At 71.2% G+C, this 12,687-nt stretch carries 10 protein-coding genes and 1 tRNA gene; 8 read left to right on the top strand and 3 right to left on the bottom strand.

Features of this window, described 5'->3' with window-relative positions:
- Positions 1-9: 9 nt before the first annotated feature.
- Together KK483_RS14080 and KK483_RS14075 are read right to left on the bottom strand one after the other, a co-directional pair.
- Positions 10-1,320 (bottom strand): MFS transporter, encoded by a 1,311-nt coding sequence (locus KK483_RS14080; RefSeq protein ID WP_399014064.1) that lies wholly within the window; start codon positions 1,318-1,320, stop codon positions 10-12.
- 410 nt (positions 1,321-1,730) lie between these two features.
- A complete protein-coding gene (locus tag KK483_RS14075) occupies positions 1,731-3,242 on the bottom strand; it encodes a potassium/proton antiporter (protein WP_262009481.1) in 1,512 nt (503 codons plus the stop codon).
- Between the two features lie 254 nt (positions 3,243-3,496).
- Here KK483_RS14075 and KK483_RS14070 point away from each other — a divergent pair, with 254 nt between their 5' ends.
- Positions 3,497-6,385 (top strand): penicillin acylase family protein, encoded by a 2,889-nt coding sequence (locus tag KK483_RS14070; protein WP_262005571.1) that lies wholly within the window; start codon positions 3,497-3,499, stop codon positions 6,383-6,385.
- A gap of 91 nt (positions 6,386-6,476) precedes the next feature.
- Here KK483_RS14070 and KK483_RS14065 read toward each other — a convergent pair whose 3' ends face one another.
- Positions 6,477-7,058: a 5-formyltetrahydrofolate cyclo-ligase gene (locus KK483_RS14065; protein WP_262005570.1), complete on the bottom strand. Its 582-nt coding sequence runs from the start codon at positions 7,056-7,058 to the stop codon at positions 6,477-6,479.
- 117 nt (positions 7,059-7,175) lie between these two features.
- Between KK483_RS14065 and galU the strand changes: the two genes are divergently transcribed.
- The 7 genes from galU (at position 7,176) to KK483_RS14030 (ending at position 12,604) form a co-directional block, all read left to right on the top strand.
- Entirely contained in the window at positions 7,176-8,078 is a 903-nt protein-coding gene (gene galU, locus KK483_RS14060) for a UTP--glucose-1-phosphate uridylyltransferase GalU (RefSeq protein WP_262005569.1), read from the top strand.
- 4 nt (positions 8,079-8,082) lie between these two features.
- Positions 8,083-9,417: a gephyrin-like molybdotransferase Glp gene (gene glp / locus KK483_RS14055; protein WP_262005568.1), complete on the top strand. Its 1,335-nt coding sequence runs from the start codon at positions 8,083-8,085 to the stop codon at positions 9,415-9,417.
- 55 nt (positions 9,418-9,472) lie between these two features.
- Positions 9,473-9,964, top strand: coding sequence for a cyclic pyranopterin monophosphate synthase MoaC (moaC, locus tag KK483_RS14050; RefSeq protein WP_262005567.1), 492 nt, complete (start codon positions 9,473-9,475; stop codon positions 9,962-9,964).
- Positions 9,961-10,623, top strand: a complete 663-nt coding sequence (locus KK483_RS14045; RefSeq protein WP_262005566.1) for a molybdenum cofactor biosynthesis protein B — start codon at positions 9,961-9,963, stop codon at positions 10,621-10,623. Before moaC ends, KK483_RS14045 begins: the two co-directional genes overlap by 4 nt.
- Before the next feature lie 17 nt (positions 10,624-10,640).
- Positions 10,641-11,246, top strand: coding sequence for a GNAT family N-acetyltransferase (locus tag KK483_RS14040; RefSeq protein ID WP_262005565.1), 606 nt, complete (start codon positions 10,641-10,643; stop codon positions 11,244-11,246).
- Positions 11,247-11,388: 142 nt separating this feature from the next.
- Positions 11,389-12,420, top strand: coding sequence for a hypothetical protein (locus KK483_RS14035; RefSeq protein ID WP_262005564.1), 1,032 nt, complete (start codon positions 11,389-11,391; stop codon positions 12,418-12,420).
- Positions 12,421-12,530: 110 nt separating this feature from the next.
- Positions 12,531-12,604 (top strand) — tRNA-Ala (locus tag KK483_RS14030).
- Positions 12,605-12,687: the final 83 nt, after the last annotated feature.

Below are 12,687 nucleotides of genomic sequence, written 5' to 3'. Positions count from 1 at the left end.
TCCGCCGGATCAGTCCACCGTCACCGGCACTCGGTGACCGATCCCACGTGCGACCGTACGGCTGTGCGCCTGCGGTACGAGCCGCGACCGCAGTGCCAGGAGAGTGATCAGGGCCAGCGCCGTGCCCGCCAGCGGGACCAGGAATCCGGCGCTCGCACCGTGTGCGTCCGCCAGCCGGCCCGCGACCGTGACGGCTCCCGCCTGGCCCAGCGCGACCGCGCCGGTCAGCCAGGTGAACGCCTCCGTCCGGGACGACGCCGCCACCAGGGGCTCGACCAGCGTGTAGCCGGTGATCAGCGCGGGGGCGATGCACAGGCCGACGACCAGGCCGAGCGCGCCGAGCAGCACGACCGAGTGCGCCGTCCACAGCAGGGACGCGGCGACGGTCAGGCCCACGTAGCCGAGCACCATGCGGCGCCGCGGCCCGGTCTTCCAGGCGATGGCGCCGACGGCGATGCCCGCCAGCATGTTTCCGGCCGCGAAGAGCCCGTACAGCAGGCCGTTCATGCCCGGCTCGCCGATCTCCTCGGTGAACGCGGTCAGCGAGACCTGCATACCGCCGAAGACCGAACCGATGCCGAGGAAGGCCACGGCCAGGACGCGTACGCCCGGCACGGACAGCGCGGACGTGCGTTTCGTGCCCGCGTGCGCCCCGCCGGGACGGCCGAAGGCCGGCTGCGTACGGCGCTGCGCGGCGAACAGCAGACCGCCGGCCAGCGTGAGGGCGGCCTCGGCGATCAGGCCGGCGGCCGGGTGGACACCGGTGCACAGGGCGGTGGCCAGGACCGGCCCGACGACGAACGTGAACTCGTCGGTCACCGATTCGAACGCCGCGGCTGTCGGCATCAAGGGGGTACCGCCCACGGCGGCCGCCCAGCGGGCCCGCACCATCGGCCCGACCTGCGGGATGGAGGCACCGGTCGGCACGGCGGCGGCGAAGAGGGCCCACAGAGGGGCGTCCGCGAGCGCGAGCGCGGTCAGCACGGCGACGGACACGGAGTGCACGACCACGCCGGGTACCAGGACCGCGCGCTGGCCGAAGCGGTCGGCGAATTTGCCGCTCTGGGGCGCGAAGAGCGCCATGGAGACACCGGTGACGGCGGCGACGGCACCGGCACTGCCGTACGAGCCGGTGGTGTGCTGGACGAGCAGGACGATACCGATGGTGAGCATCGCGAAGGGCTGCCGGGCGGCGAAGCCGGGGAGCAGGAACGTCAGGGCCCCAGGGGTGCGGAGCAGCTGTCCGTAGCCGGGACGCCGGCCGGACGCGGCGGACGCGGAAGTCGGGTCGGACGTGTCAGAAGCGACCGTGGATGCCACGGCCCTTGCCTTTCTGCCGCCTGGTGGCCGCTCTCCCGGGGATGCCGGGAGCCGCCGAGAGCTGTCCTCTTGCGCGGAACTGCGGTAGATACCGGTGCCCACTGCGGGGGGAGACTCGGCCGCCATACGGTCGCGCCAGCTCTGCGTCAGGCAGAGTTGGTCGATCAATGTGCCTTCATCATACAGGGCAACACGTGTCGTGGCCTGTGAAATTGCCGACCTTCCGCGACCCTCGCCTGGGTTTAACCGGACGTTCCTCTTCCGGTCCGCCCGGCTTCCGATCCGTTCGGCTTCGGGGGCCGCCCTCTCCCGGTCGGCCCCCTTCCGGTCGGCCCTCCTCCGGTTCGCCCGTCCCCGGGCGGCCGATCCCGTCTCCGGCCGATCCCGTCTCCGGGCGGTCCCGCCTCCGGTCACCGTCGTCCGGGCGCTCCTCTCCCCGTCGTCCCGAGCCAGCCCGCCAGCTTGCCGCCCTGCCCGACCGCCCGGAGTCGCGCCTCCGCCGCGTCCCGCACCGGGTCCGTCGCCACCACCAGCAGCTCGTCCCCGCGCCGCAGCACGGTCGTCGGCAGTGGTACGAAGCTCTTGCCCTCCCGGACGACGAGGGTGACCGCGGACCCGCCCGGCAGCCGCAGCTCCGCCACCTCGACACCGTGCATCCGGGATCCCGCGGGGATGGCCACCGACAGCAGATGCCCGCGCAGGCGTTCGAGCGGCGCCGACTCGATGCCGAGGTCGGCCGCCTCGGCGGAGTCTCCCAGCCGCAGCGCCTTCGCCAGCCAGGGGAGCGTCGGCCCCTGGACGAGCGTGTAGACGACCACGAGGACGAAGACGATGTTGAAGACCCGCTTGCTGCCCTCGACGTCGTACACCATGGGGATGGTCGCCAGGATGATGGGGACGGCGCCGCGCAGGCCCGCCCACGACATGAGCGCCTTCTCCTGCCAGCCCATGCGGAACGGCAGCAGCCCGACGACGACCGACAGCGGCCGGGCGACCATCGTCAGCACCAGCCCGATGACGACCGCCTTCCAGAAGTCCTGCAGCAGCTCGTGCGGGGTCACCAGCAGACCGAGCAGGACGAACATGCCGATCTGGGCGATCCAGCCGAGGCCGTCCGCGAAGCCCCGGGTCGCAGGCCAGTGCGGCAGTCTGGAGTTCCCGAGGACCATGGCGGCGAGGTAGACGGCGAGGAAGCCGCTGCCGTGGGCGATGGCGCCCTCCGCGTACGCCGTCACCGCGATCGCCATGACGGCGATCGGGTACAGGCCCGAGGCGGGCAGGGCCACATGGCGCAGCCCGTAGGCGCCGACGAAGCCCACCGCGAGACCGATGGCCGCGCCGATCGCCAGTTCGAGGGCGATCTTCCCGATGAGCACGTACCAGTCGTCCACGGGGCCGGCGGTCGAGAAGGCGATGACGAGGATGACGACGGGGGCGTCGTTGAAGCCCGACTCCGCCTCCAGGATGCCGGTGACACGGGAGGGCAGCGGCACCTTGCGGAGGACCGAGAAGACCGCGGCGGCGTCGGTCGAGGAGACGACCGCACCGATGATGAGCGCCTGGCGCCACTCCAGTCCGACCAGATAGTGCGCACCCGCAGCCGTCACGCCCACGCTCACGGCGACGCCGACGGTCGACATGACGACCGCTGCGGGCAGCGCCGGTTTGACTTCCTTCCACGTGGTGCTCAGGCCGCCCTCGGCAAGGATCACCACAAGTGCGGCATAGCCGATCACCTGCGTCAGCTCGGCGTTGTCGAACTTGACGTCGAAAATGCCGTCCTGCCCGATGGCGATCCCGATGCCCATGTACAGGAGCAGGCTGGGCAGCCCGCTCCGGGACGAGACCCGCACCGCCGCGACGGCGATCAGCAGGACGAGCGAGCAGATGAGCAGGAGTTCATTGAGGTCGTGGACAGTCAGCGGCCGATCCTTCCCCTCGCGCTTGCATGCCGGATCGTTCCTCCGGGCAACACTTCGTTACCTTACCTAATCTTTAACGCTTTCTTGACGCGCCGACTGGTTGCTCGATCGCCAGTTCGATCGATATCGGTCTGATGGCGATATGGATATGGCGTTACTGATACCGCGTCCGGGCGCGTTTCGCGCTGCGCCTATGGTTGCTCCAGCACTCCCCTGGACCACCCCTGGACCACTTGGCCCCTCGAAGGACAGCGATGCCCGCCAACACCACTGCCCCCGTGGCCGACAAGCCCGCCAAGAGGAAGGGGCGACGTGCCCGTCTGATCGTGATCGCCCTGGTGCTGGCGCTGGTCGGGGGCGTCGGCTTCGGTTCGTACTGGAGCGTGAGCACGGTACGTGCCTCCTTCCCGCAGACCACCGGAACGATCGAGTTCAAGGGGCTGGCGAAGCCGGTCGACGTCAAGCGTGACGCCAACGGCATTCCGCAGATCTACGCGGACACCGACGAGGACCTGTTCAAGGCCCAGGGGTTCGTCCACGCCCAGGACCGCTTCTGGGAGATGGACATACGGCGCCACGTGACCGCGGGCCGGCTCTCCGAGATGTTCGGCGCGGGGTCGGTCGAGACGGACGCCTTCCTGCGCACGCTCGGCTGGCGCAAGGTGGCGCAGCAGGAGTACGACACGGTGCTCTCCGCCGAGACGAAGAAGTTCCTCCAGGCTTACGCGGACGGCGTCAACGCCTATCTGGCGGGCCGGGGCAACAAGGACATCTCCGTCGAGTACGCCGCCCTCGGCCTCACCACCGACTACAAGCCCGAGAAGTGGACGCCGGTCGACTCGGTGGCCTGGCTCAAGGCCATGGCCTGGGATCTGCGCGGCAACATGCAGGACGAGATCGACCGTTCGCTCATGACCAGCAGGCTGAGCGCGCAGCAGATCAAGGACCTGTACCCGGACTACCCGTACGAGCTGCACCAGCCGGTCGTGCGGGACGGTGCCGTCGACCCCGTCAGCGAGAAGTGGGACCCGGACGCCGAGCCGTCCGACTCGTCCTCCGAGTCCTCCTCCGACACCGGCTCCGACGCGTCCACCGGGGCGGCGGGCAGCGCCTCCGACGCCGACGGCCTGGGCGCAGCGGGGCAGGACACGACGGGCCAGGACGCGACGGGCCAGGACGCGACGGGCCAGGACGCGACGGGCCAGGACGCGACGGGCCAGGGCTTCGAGTCCCAGCTCGGTGAGCTCTCCGCGCTCTCCGACTCCCTCGACGGGATCCCGGCGCTGCTCGGCCCCAACGGTGACGGCATCGGCTCCAACTCCTGGGTCGTCTCGGGCAAGTACACGACCACCGGGAAGCCGCTCCTCGCCAACGACCCGCACCTCGCCCCGCAGCTGCCGTCCCTCTGGTCCCAGATGGGTCTCCACTGCCGCGAGATCTCCGCCGCGTGCTCGTTCGACGTCGCCGGATACACCTTCTCCGGCATGCCCGGCGTGATCATCGGCCACAACCGGAACATCGCCTGGGGCTTCACCAACCTCGGTGCCGACGTCACCGACCTCTACCTGGAGAAGATCTCCGACGCCGGCTACCTCTCCGGCAGCAGGACCAAGCCGTTCACGACCCGCGAGGAGACGATCAAGATCGCGGGCGGCGGCAGCCGCACCATCCTCGTCCGGGAGACCGAGCACGGCCCGCTGCTCTCCGACCGCAGCGACGAGCTGACGGCCGTCGGCAAGCGCGCACCCGTCGAGACCAAGGCCCCGGACCGCGGCGAGGGCTACGGGGTGGCCCTGAAGTGGACCGCGCTCGACCCGGGCAAGTCCATGGACGCCGTCTTCAAGCTCAACCGGGCCAAGGACTTCCAGACCTTCCGCACCGCGGCGAAGGACTTCGAGGTCCCGTCCCAGAACCTCATCTACGCCGACGTCAAGGGCAACATCGGCTACCAGGCCCCCGGGAAGATCCCGGTCCGCGCCAAGGGCTACGACGGCTCGCTGCCGACGCCCGGCTGGGACCCGACGTCGGACTGGAAGAAGGACCCGATCCCCTTCGACGAACTGCCGTACGAGTACAACCCGAAGCGCGGCTACATCGTGACCGCCAACCAGGCCGTCGTGGACGCCGGGGAGTACCCGCACCTGATCACGAAGGACTACGGCTACGGCTCCCGCAGCCAGCGGATCAACGACCTCGTCGAGTCGAAGATCAAGGACGGCGGGAAGGTCTCCACGGACGACATGCGGACCATGCAGATGGACAACCGCAGTGAGGTCGCCACGCTGCTGACGCCGCTTCTGCTGAAGATCGACATCTCGGACCCGTACGTCCGTGAGGCGCAGAAGCTCCTGGAGAGCTGGGACTACACGCAGGAGCCGGACTCCGGTGCCGCCGCCTACTTCAACGCGGTCTGGCGCAACGTCCTCAAGCTCTCCTTCGGCGACAAGCTGCCCAAGGAACTGCGCGTCAAGGGCGAGTGCCTCAACGTCCGTCCCGCCGACAGCACGGGGCCGGTCGACGATCTGCACCAGCTCGTACGTGAGTGCGGGCTGCGGGACTCCGAGACCGCCCAGCCGGACGGCGGTGACCGCTGGTACGAGGTGATCCGCCGGCTGCTGAAGGACGAGAGCAACGAGTGGTGGCAGTCCCCGCCCAGCCGCAACGAGGAGGGCACTACCACCCGTGACGAGCTGCTCAAGCGCGCCATGGTGGACGCCCGCTGGGAGCTCACGGCCAAGCTCGGCAAGGACGTCTCCACGTGGAGCTGGGGCCGGCTGCACCAGCTGACGCTGAAGAACCAGACGCTCGGCACCGAGGGGCCCGGCGCCCTCCAGTGGGTGCTCAACCGCGGCCCGTGGAACCTGGGCGGCGGTGAGGCCGCGGTGAACGCCACCGGCTGGAACGCGGCGGCCGGTTACGACGTGATCTGGGTGCCGTCGATGCGCATGGTCGTCAACGTCGGCGACTGGGACAAGTCCCGCTGGATCAACCTGACCGGCGCCTCCGGGCACGCGTACAGCGAGCACTACACGGACCAGACCGACAAGTGGGCCAAGGGCGAACTGCTGGACTGGGCTTACGAAGAGCAGGCGGTGCAGGCGGCGACGGAGGACACGCTGGTGCTGAAGCCGCCGCAGAGCTGAGGCAGGGGCCGGCCGCGGAGTCCGGGACCGCCTGCTGAGCCGGACCGTTGTCAGGGGCCGACCGCTGAGTCCAGGGCCGGAGAGCGCCGCCTCAGCCGGCGAATCTGCGGACGCCCTCGGGCGTCACCACGGCGTGCACGGGGTGGTCGTGCGGTTCCTCCGGGATCCGCGGGACCACCTCGTTCGCGTACAGGAGTACGACGAGGGCCGGTCGCGCCGACGCCGCTCCGAGGCGGGCGAGCACGCGGTCGTACGAACCGCCGCCGCGGCCGAGCCGCATCCCGCGCTCGTCCACCGCGAGCCCCGGCAGCAGCACCGTCTCGGCCTCCAGCACCGCCTTGTGCCCGAGCCGCGGCCCGTCGGGCTCCATCAGACCGCGCCGCGCCTGCACGAGGTGGTCCGCGCCGGCGTACGCGGCCCAGTCGAGATCGTTGTCGTCCAGGAGCACCGGGAGGAGTACGCGCACGCCCCGCTCGCGCAGCGCGTCGAGCAGCGCACGGGTACCCGGCTCGCGCCCCACGGACACATAGGCGGCTACCGTACGGACGGAGGCGATTTCCGGCAGGTCGAGCGCATGCCGCGCGAGAACCAGGGAGGCCTCGCGGACGTCTTCGGGTGACAGCAGGCGCCGTGCGTCCAGCAGTTCACGCCGTACAGCGCTCTTTCCGGACATTCCAAACAAGTTGGCACCCATAGCAAACTCACATTCCACGGCTAATAGGCTTTTATGGGGAGAAAGTTAACCGGAAGCTAATCTTCCAGCCCATTTCCAGCGGATATGGTGCTCCGCATGACTGAGTCGCACCCCAGGATCAGCAAGGCTGTCATCCCCGCCGCGGGACTTGGAACCCGGTTCCTGCCCGCAACGAAAGCCACTCCGAAGGAGATGCTGCCTGTCGTCGACAAGCCCGCCATCCAGTACGTCGTCGAGGAAGCGGTGGGCGCCGGTCTCTCGGATGTTCTCATGGTCACCGGCCGGAACAAGCGGCCCCTGGAGGACCACTTCGACCGCAACTACGAGCTGGAATCCGCCCTGACACGCAAGGGCGACGCCGCCCGTCTCGCCAAGGTCCAGGAGTCCAGTGACCTCGCCACTATGCACTACGTGCGCCAGGGCGACCCCAAGGGCCTCGGTCACGCCGTCCTCTGCGCTGCCCCGCACGTGGGCGACCAGCCCTTCGCCGTCCTCCTCGGCGACGACCTGATCGACCCGCGCGACCCGCTGCTCTCCCGCATGGTCGAGATCCAGGAGCGCGAGGGCGGCAGCGTCATCGCCCTCATGGAGGTCGAGCCCTCCCAGATCCACCTCTACGGCTGCGCCGCCGTCGAGGCCACCGGCGAGGACGACGTCGTCAGGGTGACCGCCCTGGTCGAGAAGCCCGATCCGGCCGAGGCGCCGAGCAACTACGCGATCATCGGGCGCTACGTCCTCGACCCCGCCGTCTTCGACATACTCCGCGAGACCGAGCCGGGCCGCGGCGGCGAGATCCAGCTCACCGACGCCCTGCAGAAGCTCGCCGCCGACGAGAAGCTCGGCGGCCCGGTCCACGGCGTCGTGTTCAAGGGCCGCCGCTACGACACCGGCGACCGAGGCGACTATCTGCGTGCCATTGTCAGACTCGCGTGCGAACGTGAAGACCTGGGCCCGGACTTCCGGACCTGGCTTCGCCGTTACGTCACCGAGGAGATGTAGCACTTTGAGCAGTACCGCAACACCGGGGACGGGCTCAGGCCCGTCCTCCCTGTGGTCCGTGGACGAGCACCTGGAGGACATCCTCGGCGCGGTCCGCCCCCTCGACCCCATCGAGATGCAGCTCTCCGACGCCCAGGGCTGTGTCCTCGTCGAGGACATCACCGTCCCGGTCGCCCTGCCGCCCTTCGACAACAGCTCGATGGACGGATACGCGGTCCGGGTCGCCGATGTCGCGGGCGCGAGCGAGGAGTTCCCCGCGGTCCTCACCGTCGTCGGCGATGTCGCGGCGGGCAGCGGCGAGCCGCCCGCCGTCGGCCCCGGACAGGCCGTCCGCATCATGACCGGCGCCCCGCTGCCACCCGGCGCCGAGGCCGTCGTCCCCGTCGAGTGGACCGACGGCGGCACGGGCTCCGGAGCGGCGACGGCCATGCGCCCGGCCGGTGCCGCGCCCGAGGGCGCGACCGGCGAGGTCCGCGTCCACCGGCCCGCGGAGCTGCGGGCCCACGTCCGTGCCCGCGGCAGCGACGTCCAGGCCGGCGATCTCGCCCTGGCCGAGGGCACGGTCCTCGGCCCGCCGCAGATCGGCCTGCTCGCCGCGATCGGCCGCGGCAGCGTGCGCGTGCGCCCCCGCCCGCGCGTCGTCGTCCTCTCCACCGGCAGCGAACTGGTCCAGCCGGGCGAGGAGCTGAGCGAGGGCAAGATCTACGACTCGAACAGCTACGCGCTCACCGCCGCCGCCCGGGACGCCGGGGCCATCGCCTATCGGGTCGGCGCCGTCACCGACGACGCCGACGAGCTGCGCGCGACCATCGAGGACCAGCTCATCCGCGCCGACCTGCTTGTCACCACGGGCGGTGTCAGCGTCGGGGCGTACGACGTCGTCAAGGAGGCGCTGTCCTCGGCCGGCGACGAGGACGAGCCCGGCAGCGGGATCGACTTCCGCACGCTCGCCATGCAGCCGGGCAAGCCGCAGGGCTTCGGCTCGATCGGCCCCGACCGCACCCCGCTGCTCGCCCTCCCCGGCAACCCCGTGTCGTCGTACGTCTCCTTCGAGCTGTTCGTGCGCCCCGCCATCCGCGCCCTGATGGGGCTGAAGGACGTGCACCGGTCGCGTGTGAGCGCCGAGCTGCGCACCGACAAGGCGCTGCCCTCGCCCGCCGGGAAGCGCCAGTTCCTGCGTGGTGCCTACGATGCGGAGGAGGGCACCGTCACCCCCGTCGGCGGCAGCGGGTCCCACCTGATCGCGGCCCTCGCCCGGGCCGACTCGCTGATCGTGGTCCCCGAGGACGTCACGTCGCTGGAGCCGGGCACCCGGACGGAGGTGGTCCTGCTCGGCTGACCCCCCGGCCGTGGCGGTACGGTGTCTGACCACACAGTGACCGGGAGCCACAGCAATGAGCGCGCAGCAAGGACTCACCCACATCGACGAGGCGGGCGCGGCCCGTATGGTCGACGTCTCGGAGAAGAGCGTCACCGCGCGCACCGCCCGCGCGAGCGGCCGGGTCCTCGTCTCGCCGCGCGTCGTCGAGCTGCTGCGGGGCGAAGGGGTCCCCAAGGGAGACGCCCTCGCCACCGCCCGGATCGCCGGGATCATGGGCGCCAAGCGGACCCCCGACCTGATCCCCCTCTGCCACCCCCTCTCCGTCTCGGGCGTGAAGCTGGACCTGTCCCTCGCCGACGACGCCGTCGAGATCACCGCGACGGTGAGGACGACGGACCGTACCGGCGTCGAGATGGAGGCCCTGACCGCGGTCTCCGTGGCCGCGCTGACCGTCGTCGACATGATCAAGGCGGTCGACAAGGCCGCGGTCATCACGGACGTACGGGTCGAGGAGAAGACGGGCGGCAAATCGGGCGACTGGACGCGCGAGGGAGCCGCACGATGACCCCGCGCGGCGGCGAGGTCCACAGCCACGCGCACGCCGACGCGTCCCGCGCCCCGGACGCCGCCCGGCCGGCGCGCCGCGCTCTGGTCGTGACCGCCTCCAACCGCGCCTCGGCCGGGGTCTACGAGGACAAGGGCGGGCCGCTGCTCGCCGAGGGTCTCGCGGCCATGGGCTTCGAGGTCGACGGCCCCCGCGTCGTCCCCGACGGCGACCCGGTCGAGGCGGCGCTGCGCGAGGGCGTCGCCGCGGCGTACGACGTCATCCTCACCACCGGCGGCACCGGCATCTCGCCCACCGACCGCACCCCCGACGCCACCCGGCGGGTCCTCGACTACGAGATCGCGGGCATCCCGGAGGCGATCCGGGCGCACGGACTGGCGAAGGTCCCGACAGCCGCGCTCTCCCGGGGGCTGGCAGGCGTCGCCGGCGGCCGCACCCTGATCGTCAACCTGCCGGGCTCCACGGGCGGGGTACGGGACGGGCTCGTCGTCCTCGGCCGGATCCTGCCGCACGCGGTCGACCAGATCCACGGCAGCGACCACCCCAGACCGGCAGGACCGGCAAGCGCGGGCGCACCGGACGGCGCGGGCGCACCGGACGGCTCGGACGGACCGGCCGGTGCAGCCGGCGCGGATGGGCACTCGGGGAGCCGGCGCTGAACGCCCCCTCCTGGCCCGTGGTGCTGACGGACGGTGAGGTCACCCTCCGCCCGATAAGGCTGCGCGACCAGCGGATCTGGCGCGAGGTGAACCGGCGCAACCGGGACTGGCTGCGCCCCTGGGAGGCGACCATCCCGCCGCCCCCGCCCGGCGGCCCGCTCGCCCAGCGCCCCACGTACCGCCAGATGGTCCGCCATCTGCGGGCCGAGGCCAACGCCGGCCGGATGCTGCCGTTCGTGATCGAGTTCAAGGGCGAGCTCGTCGGCCAGCTCACCGTCGCCGGGATCACCTGGGGGTCGATGTGCTCGGGCCATGTCGGCTACTGGGTCGACCGCGATGTCGCGGGCCGCGGTGTGATGCCGACGGCGGTCGCCCTCGCCGTCGACCACTGCTTCCGCACGGTCGGACTGCACCGCATCGAGGTCTGTATTCGCCCGGAGAACGGGCCGAGCCGCAGGGTCGTCGAGAAACTCGGATTCCGGGAAGAGGGACTCCGCCCCCGCTATCTCCACATCGACGGTGCGTGGCGGGACCATCTGGTCTTCGCGCTGACCGCCGAGGAGGTCCCGGACGGGTTGCTCCGCCGCTGGCACCAGGCACGACCCGCGCGACATGAGAAATAAAATAACTGTTCGAATTTGATCGGGACTCGATCGCCCGGCGATCCGAAGAATCACAAAAAAAGTCAGTGATATCAGCCAGATCGTGCGACACACCGGGCCAATTGGCCGATGCCCTCGCGCGAACCCCTCTACGGTGTGAAGCGTGAGCAGCAGCGGCCTCATCTATGCAGTCATCGTCGGGGCCTGGGCCGCCTACTTGGTGCCGATGTGGCTCCGCAGGCAGGACGAGCTCAACGAAGCCCGTCCGACGGAACGCTTCAGCACCGCCATCCGGCTGCTGTCCGGACGGGCGGGAATGGAGCGCCGGTACGCCAAGGAGCTGCGGGAGCGCGCCGCCGAGGAGGAACAGCCCGCCGACGCCGAGCCGGATGCCGAGACGGACCGATTGAGTTCCGTCGACGTCCGGGCCTTCGCCGCGCCTCCGGCCCGTACGGAAGCCCGTATCCGGCCCGCGGCGCGAGCCCCGCGCCCGAGCGGCCCGGCGGGCTCCGCCGCCGCGCGGGCCCAGCGCTCGAAGGTCCTCGCGCGCCGCCGGCGCACCACGGTGATCCTCTTCCTCGCCTTCACACTCGGCGCGATCGTCGCCGCAGTCGGCGGGCTCGGCTTGCTCTGGGCGCCCGCGGCCCCGGCGGTCCTGCTGACCGTCTACATCGCGCATCTACGCGCGCAGGAGCGCCGCCGCTTCGTGTACGTCATGGACCGGCGCCGCGCGGAGGCAGCGGCGAAGCGCCTCCGCGAGCGCCGCCGGCCGCCCGCGCCCGCCGCGAAGCAGGACGAGGAGCCGGAGCCGTCCCGCCCCGAGCCCGAGCCCGCCCCCTCGGTCTCCCCGCAGGAGGCGGGCCGCCGCGCCCTGGTCGAGCAGACGGACCACGCGGAGTGGGTCGACCAGCAGCGCGACCCGGGCCCGGCCCGCGGCGACAGCTGGGACCCGGTCCCGGTCCCGCTCCCCACGTACGTCACGGCCCCGGTCGCCCCGCGCGCCACCAGCGGCATCGACGTCACGGACCCGGAGACCTGGAGCTCGGCCCGCTCCTCCCCGGCCGAACCCACCCCGCCCGCCGCACCCCCGCGCCAGCGCACCACCCCGCCCCGCCGCACCACCCGGGACCACGGCCGCACCCCGCTCTTCGACCAGTACGCGGACGACGACCGCCCCCGGGCGGCCAACGAGTGAGACGACGGGCGGTCCGACGGGTGCGACCTGCGAAACCCCGCCTCCGCTGACCAGCGGAGAACGGATTTCCAAGCACCCCGATCGGGATGCTAAGGTTTCACTCGTTGCAAGGGCCTGTGGCGCAGACTGGTAGCGCACCTCGTTCGCATCGAGGGGGTCAGGGGTTCAAATCCCCTCAGGTCCACAACAGGTCAAAGCCCCTGCCGGGGAAATCCGGCAGGGGCTTTGTCGTGCCGTGGGTGCTGGATGAACTGCCCGCGTCCAGGG

The organism is Streptomyces sp. FIT100, from assembly GCF_024584805.1.
In the GTDB taxonomy this organism is placed as follows: domain Bacteria; phylum Actinomycetota; class Actinomycetes; order Streptomycetales; family Streptomycetaceae; genus Streptomyces.
The sequence above is the reverse complement of the archived record's forward strand: the minus strand, read 5'-3'. Positions and strand labels throughout refer to the sequence as shown.

Coding starts and splice junctions, on each gene's coding strand:
- moaC (WP_262005567.1), top strand. CDS start 9,473: ATGAGCGCGCAGCAAGGACTCACCCACATCGACGAGGCGGGCGCGGCC.
- KK483_RS14070 (WP_262005571.1), top strand. CDS start 3,497: ATGCCCGCCAACACCACTGCCCCCGTGGCCGACAAGCCCGCCAAGAGG.
- KK483_RS14045 (WP_262005566.1), top strand. CDS start 9,961: ATGACCCCGCGCGGCGGCGAGGTCCACAGCCACGCGCACGCCGACGCG.
- KK483_RS14065 (WP_262005570.1), bottom strand. CDS start 7,058: ATGTCCGGAAAGAGCGCTGTACGGCGTGAACTGCTGGACGCACGGCGC.
- galU (WP_262005569.1), top strand. CDS start 7,176: ATGACTGAGTCGCACCCCAGGATCAGCAAGGCTGTCATCCCCGCCGCG.